A 14635-nucleotide genomic window follows, 5' to 3' on the forward strand; every position below is an offset into this window, starting at 1 on the left:
GCACCCGCGATGCCAGCGGGCGCTGCCCGGTTGTCGCCGGGCGCGAACCACGTTAGCGCGAGGGCCATGTCCGACCTTGCCGAAATCCGCGACGAATATGAATTCCTCGACCCCGACGATCGCTATCGCCTGCTGATCGATCTCGGTCGCGCACTCGAGCCGATGCCCGAGGCGCTCAAGACCGACGCGACGCTGGTGCGCGGCTGCTCCGCTTCGGTCTGGGTCTATCCGACCAAGAGCGAGGGCAAGGGACTGCATTTCCTGGCAGATTCGAATGCGGCGATCACCAAGGGGATCATCGCGCTAGTGCTGAAGACGGTGCAGGACAAGGCGCCTGCGGACATTCTCTCGACCGATATCGAGCGCGAGCTCGCGCCGTTCGACCTGAAGAATCAGTTGAGTTCGAACCGGACCCAGGGGATTCCGAACATGATCGCTCTCATTCGGGAAACCGCCGGGCGGTATTGAGCGGCGTTGGGCTCGGTGAGACACCGTTGCCCTCCCCCATCCCCTCCCGCCTGCGGGAGGGGAGCGGTTGGTGGCGAGGGCGGTTTTCCCCAAAGCCAATCTCGCCCGAGGCCAGCCGAGTCTGATTAGCCATATGGCCGCCTCTGGCCGCTCCCCTCCCGCAGGCGGGAGGGGCTGGGGGAGGGCCCGAAGTCTCACCGAGCCCCCCACTATAAAACCATCACCCCCGCCCCAACCGCGCGGCGATCGCCTCGACATCCTCGTCGGGCGTCACCACCAGCCATTCGCCCGGCCGCCGCCCGTCCACCAGCGTCACCGCATTCTTCGGGCACAAGCCGAGGCACTTGGTCTCCACCACGCCCACCGAGGCCTTGCGCCCCTTGCCGAAGAGGCGCTTGAGCGCCTTGGCCAGCGGCGTCTTGCCCTTGGGCCCGAACCCACCGCCGACCTTCTTCGAGCATTTGCCGCAGACCAGAACCGTCGCCTCCCAATCCGCCTTGGCGCGACGGATCATTCGGGCTTCCAGCTCCGCCGTTCCTCGGCGGCGCGCAGGACTTCGTAGGCCGCCTGCACCTGCTGGAACTTCGTGGCCGCCTCGGGATCGCCGGGGCGGATATCGGGATGATTGGCCTTGGCCAGCCCGCGCCACGTCGCGCGGATCAGGTCGAACTCGGCATCCGGCTCCAGACCCAGCGCATCGAGCGCGCGCATCTCGTCGCGCGAGCGGGTGCCGTCGCCCGGCCCTGCCCAGGCCTGGTGCTTGGACTGGGCATAGCCTGCGCTGGTCCGGCGTTCCGACGCCTCGCGCGCCGCGGCTTCCTCGGCGCTCAGCCCCTGAAAATAGTCCCAGCCGCGATTATACTCGGCGGCGTGCGTTTCGCAGAAATACCAGCGATCGGGGCTGTTGGGTGATTTGGGCGCGGGACAATTGCCCGGCTGGTCACAGCCATGCCGGTCACAGATTCGCACCGGCTTGGCCTCACGCGCCGCGCCATAGCTGCGCCAGCGGGGAAAACCCCAGTCGTTGGATCGGGTAGAGGAACGCGCCACGCCGTCGATTTAAGCGACTTCGCCGCAGGTGCAAGCATGGACGCGAAGGCTTTCGGGTCGCGGACCGGCGAAATGGCCAGGGAAAGGCTTGACCGCCAGCCGGTCGCTCATCATGAATTATACGTCATCATATATTCATGTCCGTTGCGGACATATGCGGACAATCGCGCAGTCAGGAGCCGCCATGGCCCAAAGTCGTTCCTTCCTGGCCACCGCAAGAGCGGACGTGCCGGCCTCGATCGTGGTGGCGCTGGTCGCGCTGCCGCTTTGTCTGGGGGTCGCCGTCGCATCGGGCGCGCCGCCCTTTGCGGGGATGATCGCCGGGATCGCGGGCGGACTGGTCGTCGGTTTCCTGTCCAAGTCGCCGCTATCGGTGGCGGGGCCCGCGGCGGGCCTGACCGTGATCGTGTTCGAGGCGATCGAGCGACTGCCCAGTTTCCAGGTCTTCCTGCTGGCCGTGGTACTGGCGGGCGTGCTCCAGCTCGCCTTTTCCTTCACGCGGGCGGGCGTTCTGGCCGAGTTCGTCCCCTCCTCCGTCATCACGGGGATGCTTGCGGCGATCGGCCTGATCCTCATCCTCAAGCAGATCCCCCATGCGATCGGCTATGACGGCGATTTCGAGGGCAGCTTCGAATATGCCAGCCGCGCGGGCGGCAACACCTTCACCGACCTGTGGACGAGCATCAGCAACGATATCGCCCCCGGCGCGGTGCTGATCGGCGCGGTGTCGCTCGCCTTCCTGTTCTGGTGGGATCATGCCAAGCCGAAGCAGGGCCCGCTCCGGCTTCTGCCCGGTCCGCTGGTCGTCGTGGTGATCGGCGTCGTCGGCAACATGCTGCTCGGCGCGCTCCGCCCCGACTGGCAGCTCGTCGGCAGCCATCTGGTGCAGGTGCCGGTCGCGGGCAGTGCGTCCGAGTTCGTCGGCCAGTTCCAGTTGCCCGACTTCGCGGCGATCGGCACCGGCGCGGTGTGGACGACGGCGATTACGCTCGCCATCGTCGCCAGCCTGGAATCGCTGCTGAGCGTCAAGGCGGTGGACGAGCTCGATCCCCGCCGCCGCACCACCGACAAGAATTGGGAATTGATGGCACAGGGCGGCGGCAACATCGTCTCGGGTCTGCTCGGCGGTCTGCCCGTCACTTCGGTGATCGTCCGCTCCTCGGCCAATGTCGATGCGGGGGCGGAGAGCAAGCTGTCGACAATGTCACATGCCACCTGGCTGCTGCTGTCGGTCGCGCTGATCCCGGTGGTGCTGAACCAGATCCCGCTCGCCGCGCTGGCCGCCGTGCTGATCGCCACCGGCTACAAGCTGTGCAAGCCCAAGCTGTTCACCGAGCGCTACAAGCAGGGCTGGACCCAGTTCATCCCGTTCATCGTGACCATCCTGGCGATCCTGCGCACCGATCTGCTGATCGGCATCCTGGTCGGGCTGACCGTCGGCTTCGTCTTCGTCGTGGCGCGCAACTTCCGCCCGGCACTCACCTTCGCCTGCGATGGCGAGGACTGCCTGATCCGCGCGCGACGCAACCTCTATTTCATCCACAAATACGAATTGCAGAAATCGCTGGCAAAGGTGCCGGATGGCGCCAACCTGCTGATCGACCTGTCGTCGACCTCATATGTCGACCTGGACAATGTCGACATCGTCAACGCCTTCATCAAGGGCGCCGAGTTTCGCGGTATCACCGTGATCGTGCGCGGCGACATCGCCGAGCGGACCGCCCCGATGATCAACGCCCCATCGACCGGAGTGCGCTACGCATGAGGGAATATAAGCAGCTCCTGCTGGCCAATAAGGCGTGGGCGACCGAATTGCTCGAGGAGAAGACCGACTTCTTCCAGCGCCAGACGGTGGGCCAGAAGCCCGATTTCCTCTGGATCGGCTGTTCCGACAGCCGGGTGACCCCCGAACAGATGACGATGACCCCGCCGGGGGGCATGTTCCTGCACCGCAACATCGCCAACCTGGTTCATGACGACGACCTCAACCTCTTGTCGGTCGTCCAATATGCCGTCGACGTCTTGGGGGTCCGCCACGTTATCCTGTGCGGTCATCATGGCTGCGGCGGCGTGCTCGCGACGCTGCAGGGCGGGACCGAAGGGCCCGTCGACCAGTGGCTGGCCAATGCGCGCGACGTGCTCCACCGCCATCAGGACGAGATCGACGCGCAATCGGACGAAGGCGCGAAGGTCAACCGGCTGGTCGAAGTCAACGTGATGGAACAGCTCCGCCATCTCGCGCGGCTGGATACCATCCAGAGGGCGTTCGCCGAGAAGCGCGAGCTATGGCTCCACGGCTGGGTCTACGACATTCGCGACGGGCATATCAAAACCCTGCTCGAGATCGATGCGACCACCGATCTCGACGGACTCGAACGCCCGGACAAGGTTCTGATCTGAGGCGATGACGGGCCGGGACCGCCCTTCCCGGCCCGCTCCGTCAGCGCGGCATTCGGAACACGATATTGTTCAGGCTCGCACCACATCCGACGCCGCCATCGGGCCGGAACGTCTTCTGGTAGCGGATCGCCGCGAAAGTCTTTTCCGCCGCCTGCGAGAAGATGAATGGCGGATAGCTGACGATCGTCCGCGTGTTCGAGACGCGGCCGTCCGCGCCGATATCATACTGGTTGCGCACCCAGCCTTCGAAGCCCCAGCGCTGCGCCTCCTGCGGGAAGGCGCTGGCACCGGGCATCGCCACCGGCTTGGGCATCGCGTCCAGCATCGCGCATTGCGAGGCGGTCAGCCCGCTCTTCTCGAAGGTCTGGCGGGCCAGGGCAAGGTCGCCCTTGCGCTTGGCGATCGACGCCAACCGGATCAGCGCGCCCACGCGTAGCGTGTTGTGCGGTTCGAGCGCCGCATCGTCGGCCACCTGTTGCAGGTAAGGCGCCATCTCGTTCTCGCCGCTCCGATCCGCGATCAGCACACGGAGCGCCGCACGAGCCTCCGGATCGTCGACATAGGGTTTCTCGCTCAGCATCGGTCCGATGGCGGCGGCATAGCGACCGGCCGAGCGCCACTCGCGAATGCGCCCCTCGCGTGCGGGGATCGCGAAGACCAGACGGGCGGTCGCGGGCATGTCGGACCGTTCGGCGAGCGGCTCCGCCCGCGCGAGCAACGCGGCACGCTCGTCGCTGCCCAGGGTCGGGTTGCGGAGCATCGCCGCCGAGATCGCCAGGATGGCGGGTGTCTGCCCCTTGGCCTCGGCGGCGGCCAGTTCGGCACGTTGCCGGGTCAGCGCCTCGCCGCCGACCTGCCGCGTATCGGCCTGACCCGCGACGCCCTTCTGATCCAGCCACCGGACGAAGCTGTCATTGATCGTGCTAAGGACCGAGGGGCGGGTATAGGCCGTCGAACAGCGCATCTCCAATCGGACATTGTACCGGAAGAAGGGCGGAAGTTCCTTCAGTTCCTCGGGCGACCAGACCCAGTCCTGCACCGAGCGGGCAAAGGCCAGCGCCTTGGTTCCACCGCCCGATGAATAGACGGGCTCGATGCCGAAGACGGAGCCGTCGTCGCCCACGCTGAACTGGATGACCGCGACATCCTCCGGCTTCAGATCGGCCTCGCCGCCGCAATCGGGCGGGTTGATCACGCTGGCCGGTCGGAACTCGCCCTTGGTCGACCGACCCGCGCCGGTATAGGCCATATATTCCCGCGCACTGTCCTCGTGATGCGTCAGCAGCGCCGCGATGGCGGCGTCCGACCGGGCCGCGACGTCGCGAAGGTCGACACGGTCCAACGTCATGCCGCCCAGCAGCGAGACGACCTTGGGCGCCATCCGGTTGGCGTCCTCCAGACGGCCGGTGTTCATCGCGAGGCGCAATGCGACCTGTGACAGCATCGCCTGATCGATCTTGCCCAGCTTGACCCTGGTCGCGAGCGCATCGACGCGATCGAGCGTCGCCTTGGCCTGGACCGGATCGGTGAAGATCTGCACCCTCGCCGCCGCCACCATCGCGGCGACGCGGCCGATATCGTCGGGCGACGCGGCTTCCGCCTTGGCATATTGGGCCGAGGCATCGGCGTAATCGAGCGCGTTGGTCGCGATCCCACCAAGCTTCATGAAGGCGTCCGAACGATCGACGGCGAGCGTCGGATCGCCGGCGGGAAGCGCCGCGAGACCGGCACGGATCGTCGCCGCCGCCTCATCGACCTGGCCCAACCGGAACTGCGCGGCGCCCTTGCGCACCATCGCGATCGCCCAGGTCCGACCGCCCGACTTCGCCCGCCCCGCCAGCGCGGTCCATGCGGCGAGCGAGGCGGCCGGATCCTTGCCCTGATCGAGCTCGGTCGCGGCGTCATATTGCTGTTGCAGCGTCGGCGCGGCGCCGGGCGGTGCCGCCTGCTGCGCCACGGCGACGGCCGCCGTCATGGCAAGGCTCGCGGCCAAGGCCGTGCCTGCAACCCACTTCGTCATGATACCCCCCAACCTTTGTTCGGGACACGCTCGCCCAAATCGCGAGGAAAAGCCAGAGGGCCTGTAAGCCGGGTTCTGTCCACCGGCCAAAGCCGGATAGGCGACCATTCTTCTAGGACGATGTTCGCACATCGCCTCAAGCAACCAACCCGGATAGCGGGCGGGAACACGCCCCGACGCTTTCGCGCCATGCCATCCCTATTCGGTCTTGCTCCCGGTGGGGTTTGCCATGCCGTTCCCGTTACCGGGACCGCGGTGCGCTTTTACCGCACCCTTTCACCCTGACCTGGCCGAAGCCGTGGCCGTCTGCTCTCTGTGGCACTGTCCCTGGGGTCGCCCCCGCCGGGCGTTACCCGGCACCGTCGTTCCGTGGAGCCCGGACTTTCCTCGCCCCCGGTTTCCCGAGGCCGCGGCCGCCCGGCCCTCTGGCTGCGGGGGCTGTAGACGGATTGGCGGGCAGGGCAAGGGGTTTGTGGTGGCATCAGGGCATGGGCTTCGACTTCGCTCAGCCCGAACGGTGGCTGGTATCGGCCCCCTCCCCCCGCGCTCGGTTCAGCCCGGGTGAGGTCGAAGGCCGAGGGGCTTGCCCTCAATCATCCCCCTGCGGACGCGGCAGCAGCAGCGCGAGCAGGATCATCCGGCATTCCGCGTCGATCTCGCCATCGATCAGTTCCGGGCGAAATCGCCGCTGGAACGCCATGATCGCCGCCATCCGGTCGGTCACGTCATATCCGAACCGCTCCAGCGCCAGGCAGAACCCGGCCTCGGTCCACATCGGGTCCATCAGATTGCGGGTCGGTCGCGGCAGCGCGAGCCGCCGCCGCGCCAGCGCGCCCCAGGGAAACAGCTCGCCCGGATCGCGCTTCCGCGCGGGTGCGATGTCGGAATGGCCGACGATGTTGCCGCGCGTGATGCCGTGCCGCTTCTGGATATCCGCGACCAGTTCGATCACCGCCGCGATCTGTTCGTCGGGAAAGGGGCGATAGCCCCAGTCATGGCCGGGATTGACGATCTCGATCCCGATGCTCGCCGAATTGACGTCCTCGATCGAGCGCCAGTGCGAGCGCCCCGCGTGCCAGGCGCGGTTCTCTTCGTCGACCATGCGCAGGACCGTGCCGTCCTCGGCGACCAGGTAATGGCAGGAGACCTTGGCCTCGGGGTCGCGCAGGCGCGCGATCGCGGACTCCGCATCCTGCATCCCCGTATAGTGCAATACGATCATCGTGATGGGCAGGCTACGCGCGTCGAAATTGGGCGACGGCGTTTCGACGATCGTCATGCAACCTCCTGAGCGACCCCGGTTCGCCGCCTCTGTTAGCGGCATAGCGGGCGCAAGGATATGACTTCATGCGCGGCGAAGGGAATCCCCGCCCTGCCCCTTTTCGTACACGCCGCGTCCGGCGGGCGCGAGCTGGAACAGCTCGGTCTGGCCGATCACCGTCTCGCCCGCGCCCAGGATCAATGCGGCCGACGGGCGCATGGCATCGGCGATGGTCCGGAAGGCGCGCCGCTTGGGTTCGGGCGCGAGGTAGAGCATCACATTGCGGCACAGGACGATGTCGAACAGGCCCCCCGGCGCGGGATCGGCGACCAGGTTCATCTGGCGGAAGCCGACATGGCGGAGAAGTTCGGGGCGAACCGCCCATTCATTGCCCGGCCGCCCCTCGAACCAGCGGACGAGATGCCGGATCGGCAGGCCGCGCTGAACCTCGAACTGGGTGAAGCATCCGGAGCGCGCGCGCGCCAACGCCCCATCGGACACGTCGGTCGCGACGATTTCGGGCACCGGCGTCCCCGTCGCCTCATGGCGTTCGGCGAAGAGCATCGCGATCGACAGCGGCTCCTGCCCCGATGAACATCCGACGCTCCATATCCGGGGACGGCGCCCGGTCCTCTCCACCTCGGCGGCGATGGAGAGGAGCTGGTCGAAGACATGCGGGTCGCGGAAGAACGACGTCTCGCCATTGACCAGCAGGTCGACCACCCGCCCGGCCAGCGTCGGATCGCGACCGTCCAGCACCGCCATGACCAGCTGGTCGAGCGTATCGAACCGCCGCTCGCGCATCAAAGGCAGGAGGACGGTGTCGACCCGCGTCGAGCGGTGGCTGACGATCTGCTGCCCGGTCCGCGCCTCCAGCAGCGCGGTCAGGACGGTCAGCGCCTGGCCCGATGCGGGTGCCGTCGCCGGGGCGACGGACCGTCCGGACATGCTGGGGGACCAGCTCATACCCGGCATCGTCATGCCCCTGCTCCCGCCGCGATCATCGACCCGATCGCGCCGGGGGGCAGGACGCAGTCGGCCAGGCCGTTGGTCACGACCGCACCCGGCATACCCCAGACGACCGAGCTGTCGCGATCCTGCGCGATCACCGTCGCGCCCGCCGACTTCATCGCCCGCGCGCCCTCCATGCCGTCGCGTCCCATGCCCGTCAGGACGATACCCCAGGCGCGGTCGCCCCAGACCTCCGCGATCGACGCGAACATCGGATCGACCGAGGGGAGGCAGCCGCTGCTCGCCCGGTCATGCCGCAGCCGGATCGACGCGCCGCCATCGGCCAGGGGCGCGAAGGTGACATGCGCGTCGCCCGGCGCGACGAGGATCCGACCGGCGCGCACGCGCATCCGGTCCTCGGCGACATCGCAGGGGCGGCGCGCCACCGTGGTGAGCTGCGCGGCGAAGAACGGCATGAACGAGGCGGGCAGATGCTGGGTGATGACGATCGGCACGCTCAGCGTGACGGGAAGCTGCGTCAGCAGCTGCGCCAGCGCATGGATGCCGCCGGTCGACGCGCCGATCCCGATGATCTCCGGACGGGGATGGCCGATCAGCGCCGCCGGAAGGCTCGCCGCCGCCGCGCCGCGCTCCGCCGGACTGGCCAGCGCGTCGAGCTTGTGGAGCAGCGCCTCCGAGAATTCCGACAGGCCCTGGGGTTTGGGCTTCACCAGCGTATCGGCCGCGCCGTGCGCCAGCGCCTGCACCGCCGCCGCGCCGCCGGTCGGGGTGGAGGAGGACACGATGATGATCCGCGCGCCCTGCCCGGCCGCGAGCAGGCTCGGCAGGGCGGTGATTCCGTCCATGCCGGGCATCGCCACGTCGAGCAGGATGATATCGGCGCGCTCGGTTGCCAGGAAGGCCAGGGCGGCATCGACATGCGCCACCGCGCCGACCACGGCGAAGCGGGCATGGGGTTCGATCTGCCGGGCGATAAGCGCGCGGGCGACGGCCGAATCATCGACGATCAGGACGCGCGTCGGGGCCGAATAGCTCGCCGGCACCGCCTGCGACGTCACGCCGCCCTGATCCCGAACCGCCATCTCGCCCTCTGACGTCAGATCATGCCGACGAGCTGGAGCTTGCTTTCCAGCGTGTCGCGATCGAACGGCTTCATGATATATTCGTCCGCCCCGGCATCGATCGCCGCGCGGATATGCGCCATGCCGTTTTCGGTGGTGCAGAACACGATTCGCGGACGCTGCGGCAGATTGGCCTCGCGAAGCGCGCGCAGGAAATCCATGCCGCTCATCACGGGCATGTTCCAGTCGAGCAGGATCACGTCGGGCACCGATTCCAGGCACGCCTCAAGCGCCTCGCGCCCGTCCCCGGCCTCGCGGACCTGAAGGTCGAGCGTTTCCAATATGTGCCGGGCAACCTTTCGGATCACCTTGGAGTCATCGACGACGAGACAGGTTTTCATGCGGCACGCCTTGCTACTGATGCGCTATCATTCCGATCCCACCGGGACCTTGCTTCGATGATAGCGATTGAAAAGTAACAGGCGGGTTAATCTCACGCCACGATGGGCACGCCATGCGGCACCAGTCGCGACAGGTCGAGGATCAGCAACGGCTCGCCGTCGCGCACCACCATGCCGTTCGCCGCGCGGCTCCAGGCGCCCCGGCTTGGCGGGACATGCGGCATCGGGCTGGTTTCGAACGTCTCGATATCCTCGAGCGCGTCGACCAGCATCGCATAATAATGCCCGTCCTGCAGCGTGATGACCGCGCGTCGGCTCTGCGGCGCCATCGGCGGCAGTCCCAGCGCGCGCCGGGTATCGATGACCGTCACGACCCGGCTGCGCAGTGCGGTCAGGCCCCGGACCGAGGGCTCGGCGCGCGGCACCGCGACGACGTCGCCGATATCGACCACCGAGTCGACCTGGTCGGCGTCGAACACCACGCCCTGGCCCGCGATGCTGGCGATCAGGAACAGGGTCATCGGCCGCCTCCCCGACGGGCATGGCCCGCCACCGCGGCGATCAGCGCCGAACGATCATAGCGATAGATACTGTCGGGATCGGCGGGCATGTCGCGCTCGCGCCGCAAACGGACCACCGGCGCGCCGGACGCCTCCGATGGCGCGGCATCGTCGTCCATCATCAGCCGCACGGCGGGTGCCTCGTCCTTGAGCAGTTGCAGCGCGCAGCGATAGCCGTTCGCCTCCAGCACCGGACGCAGGAACCGGTCCATCCACGCCGCCCCCGCGCCGTCGAGCAGGCAAAGCGGCGGCCGCGCCCCCTCTCCGGCGGGCGCGACATCGACGAACAGCGCGAGCGGGTCGAGTATCTCGACAGGCAGCCCGTCCCAGACCGCGATGCCCAAAATCTGGCCCTGCCCCGGTGCTGGCGCGATATCGGCGGGAAGCTGGATGATCTCGATCGCGCCGCGCATCGCATAGGCGCATTCGCTCTCGCCATCGGTCAGGCGCATCACCTCGATCTCGCCGCCCGATGCCAGATCGCGGGGCGCGACGCCTTCGCCATGGTGCAGCGGGATCGTCGTCTCGCCGACGATCAGGCGAACGAGGCCGCCCAGATGATGGATCGCCGACACCGGCGCCTTTTCGACCCGGTCGATCGCGCCAAGCGGAATCGCCCGACGCACGCCATCCAGATCCTCGAACAACAGCGCCGGGGCGGTCGCCTCTTCCTCGACCTCGGCGACGGCGGCGATCGCCGCGCGCTGGAAGCGGAGACCCGCCGCCTGCGCCAGCCCGCCACCATCGAGCAGCAGCATCGGCAGGCCGCTGTCGGGCAAGGTCTGTCCGGCGTAGAGCCCAGTCGCCATCACGGCGGGCGCCGCGGGCTTCACCACCACCTCTTCGGTATCCAGCACGTCGTCGACGCCCAGCGCATAGTCGCCGTCGCGCGTCGCCACGATCACCAGCGTCGTCGGATCGCTCTCGCCAACCGTCAGGAACGGCCCGAGCGGCAGCATCGGCAGGCGACGCCCGCGCACCGTGGCGATGCGGATATCGCCGACCGGATCGATCCGCACCTGATCGCCACGCAGCTTCACGATCTCCTCGATCGTCTGCCGCGCGATCGCAAAGCGCTGGTCGCCGACCGCGACCACGATGGTCGACATGATCGACAGGGTGAGCGGCACCTGCACCGTGATGGTCAGCCCGTGCCCCGGCCGATTGTCGAGCGCGACGCGACCGCCGACATGCTCGATATTGGCCTGCACCACGTCCATGCCGACGCCGCGTCCCGACGTGGCGGTGACCGCGTCGCGGCTGGACAGGCCGGGTTCGAAAATCAGGCGCAGCTTTTCCGCCGGGGTCATCGCCGCCACCTCGGCCGCGCTTCGACGTTCGCTCGCCATCGCCTTGGCGGCCACGCGCGCCACGTCGATCCCGGCGCCGTCATCCTCGACCTCGATCAGGATCTGGTTGCCCGACTGACGCGCGCTGACCCGGATCTGACCGGTCTGCGGCTTGCCCAAGCGGCGGCGTTCGGCTGGCGTCTCGATGCCATGGTCGATCGCGTTACGGATGATGTGGACCATCGGGTCTCGCATCATCTCGATCATCTCGCGGTCCAGCTCGACATCCGCGCCTTCGATGCGCAGCGACACCGCCTTGCCCAACTCGGCCGCCACGTCGCGCACCAGCCGGGGCAGCGCGGAAAACAAGCCGTCGACCGTCTGCATCCGACTGCGCGTCACCGTGTCGCGCATGTCCGCGACGGTCAGCGACAGCCGGTCCAGCGCCGCCTCGACACGCGGGTCGAGCACATCGTCGCGCAGCCGCCGCGCCAGTTCGTTGCGCGCCAGCACCATGTCCGACATGCCGCTCATCATCCGGTCGAGCAGGTCGACATTCAGACGCACGCTGCGCGGCGCGATGCGCGGCGCGGTCACCGCGCGCTTGGCGGGGGCGACGGGCGCAGCCCGCTTTTCGGAAAGCGCGGCGATCAGCGCGGCGTCGTCCGAATCGTCATGCGGGGTGCCCGCCGCGATCGCCTCGACGATCGCGCCGATCCGGTCGACGATGGCGAGCACCGCATCGACCAGCGCGGTGTCGGGCACCCGCTCGCCATCGCGCACGGCGGCCAGCACATCCTCCGCCGCATGGCTCAATCGGGCGAGGCGCGGCAGGTCGAGAAAGCCGCAGCTTCCCTTCACGGTATGAACGAAACGGAAGATCGCATCGAGCCGCGCGCGATCGGCCGGCGCCGCTTCCCACGCGACGATTTCGCCGGAGAGCGCCTCCAGCGTTTCGCGAGTCTCGGCAATGAATTCCTGCAGCAGGTCGTCCATAAGTCCCCGAGGGAGCGAAATTTCCCACTCCCTCATGCCGCTACAAGATTAAAAGGGCGTTTACCCCGCGCGGATCGCCGAACCCAGGATCATCGTGTTGGGAGCGGGTTCGGTGACCAGGGTCATGCCGCCATGCTGCGTGGTCAGCGTGTGGATCAGGAAGGCGGGGGCGGTGCGCGATCCCAGCGGCTCGATCCCCTGCCCCTCCATCAGCGTTCGGCGGATTTCGGGATCGAGCAGGATGCGTGGCCCCTCGATCCGGATCGCGATCTCGATCGCCTCGCGACCGGCCTCGGCACCGATGTCGATCGTACCGCCGCGTGCGAGCGCCTCTGTCGCGATCAGCGCCAGGTTCATCAGGATGCGGACGGCGGGCTTGGGCAGGCTGGGTTGCTCGACCAGCCAGCCGAGCGTGGTGCGGCGATTGTCGACCAGCAGCCCCTCGATCGCCGCCTTGGCCTCACCCATGTCGACGCGGTCGGCGAACCCGCCGCCAGCACCGAACGCCAGCCGAAAGAATTTCAGCTTGTTAGCCGACGCACGCGCGCTGTCGGCGAGCAATTCCATACACCGTTCGCGCATCGCCGGATCGGTTTCATCGGCGAGCAGTTCAAGCCCGTTGTTGAGCGCCCCCACCGGCGACAAAAGATCGTGGCACAGTCGCGAACACAACAGGCTCGCGAAATCCACCGGGCTGACGTTCATGCAAAATCCCTCGACGAATGGCCCCCTTGTGGCGCGGCTGTCACATCGACGCAAGCAAGGTCGAGCGGATCGAACCGACCATGACGCCGACCCGCCGCCACCGCGCGCCAGGCGGTGACCGTACCAGCGGGCCCCGCGATCAGCCAGATCGTCCCGTCCGGCGCGGCGTCGGCGGCATCGCGGGGTGACGGCTCGGCAAGCCCAGTGGGATGCGAATGATAATGCCCGATCACCGCCGGACCGCCGCACCGCGCCGCCCGGTGCGCCGCGATCAGCGCCGCCGGATCTATTTCGAACCGGTGCCACGGTTCGGTGGCGACATTGGCGCAGGGCAAGGCGACGGCGATATGCGCGCCCCGCCCAAGCAGCAGTCCGCAAATCTCCCGGTCGGGCGAGGCGGCGGCGCATTTGTCGATCAAATCCAGCGCATCGCTTGAAATCGTTACGGTCATGCCCAATTTATTAGGCCATGGACCGGGGGGTTTCCATCATCGATGCGCGGATCGCGCCCACAGCGGATGGCTGGCGGTTGGACCGCGCGCTGGCCGATGCGGTGCCGACTCTGTCGCGCGAACGGCTGAAGGTGCTGATCGCCAGCGGCGCGGTCACCCGCGACGGCACGATGGCGCGCGACCCGGCCAAGCGCGCGGCGGCGGGCGACGTCTTCCAGGTCGCGGTGCCAGCTCCGACCCCGGCGCATAACGAACCGCAGGATATCCCGCTCGTCATCGCTTATGAGGACGATCATCTGATCGTCATCGACAAGCCGGCCGGGCTGGTCGTCCATCCCGCGGCGGGCAATCTGGACGGGACGCTGGTCAACGCGCTGCTCCATCATTGCGGCGGATCGCTGTCGGGCATCGGCGGAGTCGCGCGGCCGGGGATCGTCCACCGGATCGACAAGGATACCTCGGGGCTGATGGTCGCGGCCAAGACCGACCGTACGCATGAGGGGCTCGCCAGACAGTTCGCGGCGCATTCGATCGACCGCCGCTACCGCGCGATCACCGGCGGCATCCCGCGTCCCGCCGACGGCACGGTCGACGCACCGCTCGCGCGCAGCCCGCTCAACCGCAAGAAGGTCGCGATCGTCCAGAGCGGCAAGCGCGCGGTCACCCATTACCGGACGATCGAAAAGTTGAACAACGCCGCGCTCGTCGAATGCCGTCTGGAGACGGGGCGTACCCATCAGGTCCGCGTTCATATGCAGTCATTGGGTCACGCCTTGCTGGGCGACCCGGTCTATGGTAGAACAAAGGGTGCTCAAAAAGCCCTGCTCGACTCGCTCGATTTCCGGCGCCAGGCCCTGCACGCGGCGCATCTGGGCTTTATTCATCCCATAAGCGGTAACGCTTTGGCGTTTGAGAGCCCGATGCCCGCCGATATGCAGGAACTGTTCAGTCGGCTTCACGTATAGCAGAAGACCGCCTCGCACCCGATGACGGGACGAAA

15 protein-coding genes and 1 other RNA gene are annotated in these 14635 nt (G+C 67.7%); 4 read left to right on the forward strand and 12 right to left on the reverse strand.

Annotated features, from left to right (window positions below; all coding sequences use genetic code 11):
- The first annotated feature begins 66 nt into the window (after positions 1–66).
- Positions 67–468: a SufE family protein gene (locus tag LRP66_RS05415; protein ID WP_230481498.1), complete on the forward strand. Its 402-nt coding sequence runs from the start codon at positions 67–69 to the stop codon at positions 466–468.
- Between the two features lie 220 nt (positions 469–688).
- Here LRP66_RS05415 and LRP66_RS05420 read toward each other — a convergent pair whose 3' ends face one another.
- Complete coding sequence (locus LRP66_RS05420; RefSeq protein WP_230481499.1) at positions 689–982, reverse strand: (2Fe-2S) ferredoxin domain-containing protein; 294 nt, start codon at positions 980–982, stop codon at positions 689–691.
- A complete protein-coding gene (locus LRP66_RS05425; RefSeq protein WP_230481500.1) occupies positions 979–1518 on the reverse strand; it encodes a J domain-containing protein in 540 nt (179 codons plus the stop codon). The genes LRP66_RS05420 and LRP66_RS05425 overlap by 4 nt, the downstream gene beginning before the upstream one ends.
- A gap of 184 nt (positions 1519–1702) precedes the next feature.
- Between LRP66_RS05425 and LRP66_RS05430 the strand changes: the two genes are divergently transcribed.
- Positions 1703–3283, forward strand: coding sequence for a SulP family inorganic anion transporter (locus LRP66_RS05430; RefSeq protein WP_230481501.1), 1581 nt, complete (start codon positions 1703–1705; stop codon positions 3281–3283).
- The gene (locus LRP66_RS05435) at positions 3280–3918 is read left to right on the forward strand and encodes a carbonic anhydrase (RefSeq protein ID WP_230481502.1); all 639 of its coding nucleotides are present in this window, start codon (positions 3280–3282) and stop codon (positions 3916–3918) included. The genes LRP66_RS05430 and LRP66_RS05435 overlap by 4 nt, the downstream gene beginning before the upstream one ends.
- A 40-nt stretch (positions 3919–3958) precedes the next feature.
- Here the strand turns inward: LRP66_RS05435 and LRP66_RS05440 are convergent, their stop codons facing one another.
- The 10 genes from LRP66_RS05440 to LRP66_RS05485 all read right to left on the reverse strand — a co-directional run bounded on the left by LRP66_RS05440 (position 3959) and on the right by LRP66_RS05485 (position 13635).
- The gene (locus LRP66_RS05440; protein ID WP_230481503.1) at positions 3959–5938 is read right to left on the reverse strand and encodes an energy transducer TonB; all 1980 of its coding nucleotides are present in this window, start codon (positions 5936–5938) and stop codon (positions 3959–3961) included.
- A 48-nt stretch (positions 5939–5986) separates the two neighbouring features.
- Positions 5987–6367: RNase P RNA component class A (gene rnpB, locus LRP66_RS05445), an RNA gene on the reverse strand.
- Positions 6368–6527: 160 nt separating this feature from the next.
- Positions 6528–7217 (reverse strand): N-acetylmuramoyl-L-alanine amidase, encoded by a 690-nt coding sequence (locus LRP66_RS05450; RefSeq protein ID WP_230481504.1) that lies wholly within the window; start codon positions 7215–7217, stop codon positions 6528–6530.
- Positions 7218–7283: 66 nt separating this feature from the next.
- Positions 7284–8180 (reverse strand): CheR family methyltransferase, encoded by an 897-nt coding sequence (locus tag LRP66_RS05455; RefSeq protein WP_230481505.1) that lies wholly within the window; start codon positions 8178–8180, stop codon positions 7284–7286.
- Positions 8177–9253, reverse strand: a complete 1077-nt coding sequence (gene cheB, locus LRP66_RS05460; RefSeq protein ID WP_230481506.1) for a chemotaxis-specific protein-glutamate methyltransferase CheB — start codon at positions 9251–9253, stop codon at positions 8177–8179. Before cheB ends, LRP66_RS05455 begins: the two co-directional genes overlap by 4 nt.
- A gap of 14 nt (positions 9254–9267) precedes the next feature.
- A complete protein-coding gene (locus LRP66_RS05465; RefSeq protein WP_230481507.1) occupies positions 9268–9633 on the reverse strand; it encodes a response regulator in 366 nt (121 codons plus the stop codon).
- Positions 9634–9725: 92 nt separating this feature from the next.
- Complete coding sequence (locus LRP66_RS05470; protein ID WP_230481508.1) at positions 9726–10154, reverse strand: chemotaxis protein CheW; 429 nt, start codon at positions 10152–10154, stop codon at positions 9726–9728.
- Positions 10151–12478 carry an ATP-binding protein gene (locus LRP66_RS05475; RefSeq protein ID WP_230481509.1) on the reverse strand — a complete coding sequence of 776 codons (2328 nt, stop codon included), beginning with the start codon at positions 12476–12478 and terminating at the stop codon, positions 10151–10153. Before LRP66_RS05475 ends, LRP66_RS05470 begins: the two co-directional genes overlap by 4 nt.
- Positions 12479–12538: 60 nt before the next feature.
- Positions 12539–13183: a histidine phosphotransferase family protein gene (locus LRP66_RS05480; RefSeq protein WP_230481510.1), complete on the reverse strand. Its 645-nt coding sequence runs from the start codon at positions 13181–13183 to the stop codon at positions 12539–12541.
- On the reverse strand, positions 13180–13635 hold the full coding sequence (locus LRP66_RS05485; RefSeq protein ID WP_230481511.1) for a M67 family metallopeptidase: 456 nt from the start codon (positions 13633–13635) through the stop codon (positions 13180–13182). Before LRP66_RS05485 ends, LRP66_RS05480 begins: the two co-directional genes overlap by 4 nt.
- A gap of 17 nt (positions 13636–13652) precedes the next feature.
- Here LRP66_RS05485 and LRP66_RS05490 point away from each other — a divergent pair, with 17 nt between their 5' ends.
- A complete protein-coding gene (locus LRP66_RS05490) occupies positions 13653–14600 on the forward strand; it encodes an RluA family pseudouridine synthase (protein ID WP_230481512.1) in 948 nt (315 codons plus the stop codon).
- The last annotated feature ends 35 nt before the right edge of the window (positions 14601–14635 follow it).

The sequence above is a fragment of the Sphingomonas sp. Leaf21 genome (assembly GCF_916858675.1).
GTDB lineage: Bacteria > Pseudomonadota > Alphaproteobacteria > Sphingomonadales > Sphingomonadaceae > Sphingomonas.

Coding starts and splice junctions, on each gene's coding strand:
- LRP66_RS05455 (WP_230481505.1), bottom strand. CDS start 8,180: ATGACGATGCCGGGTATGAGCTGGTCCCCCAGCATGTCCGGACGGTCC.
- LRP66_RS05450 (WP_230481504.1), bottom strand. CDS start 7,217: ATGACGATCGTCGAAACGCCGTCGCCCAATTTCGACGCGCGTAGCCTG.
- LRP66_RS05435 (WP_230481502.1), top strand. CDS start 3,280: ATGAGGGAATATAAGCAGCTCCTGCTGGCCAATAAGGCGTGGGCGACC.
- LRP66_RS05420 (WP_230481499.1), bottom strand. CDS start 982: ATGATCCGTCGCGCCAAGGCGGATTGGGAGGCGACGGTTCTGGTCTGC.
- LRP66_RS05430 (WP_230481501.1), top strand. CDS start 1,703: ATGGCCCAAAGTCGTTCCTTCCTGGCCACCGCAAGAGCGGACGTGCCG.
- cheB (WP_230481506.1), bottom strand. CDS start 9,253: ATGGCGGTTCGGGATCAGGGCGGCGTGACGTCGCAGGCGGTGCCGGCG.
- LRP66_RS05475 (WP_230481509.1), bottom strand. CDS start 12,478: ATGGACGACCTGCTGCAGGAATTCATTGCCGAGACTCGCGAAACGCTG.
- LRP66_RS05415 (WP_230481498.1), top strand. CDS start 67: ATGTCCGACCTTGCCGAAATCCGCGACGAATATGAATTCCTCGACCCC.
- LRP66_RS05485 (WP_230481511.1), bottom strand. CDS start 13,635: ATGACCGTAACGATTTCAAGCGATGCGCTGGATTTGATCGACAAATGC.
- LRP66_RS05480 (WP_230481510.1), bottom strand. CDS start 13,183: ATGAACGTCAGCCCGGTGGATTTCGCGAGCCTGTTGTGTTCGCGACTG.
- LRP66_RS05470 (WP_230481508.1), bottom strand. CDS start 10,154: ATGACCCTGTTCCTGATCGCCAGCATCGCGGGCCAGGGCGTGGTGTTC.
- LRP66_RS05490 (WP_230481512.1), top strand. CDS start 13,653: ATGGACCGGGGGGTTTCCATCATCGATGCGCGGATCGCGCCCACAGCG.
- LRP66_RS05440 (WP_230481503.1), bottom strand. CDS start 5,938: ATGACGAAGTGGGTTGCAGGCACGGCCTTGGCCGCGAGCCTTGCCATG.
- LRP66_RS05465 (WP_230481507.1), bottom strand. CDS start 9,633: ATGAAAACCTGTCTCGTCGTCGATGACTCCAAGGTGATCCGAAAGGTT.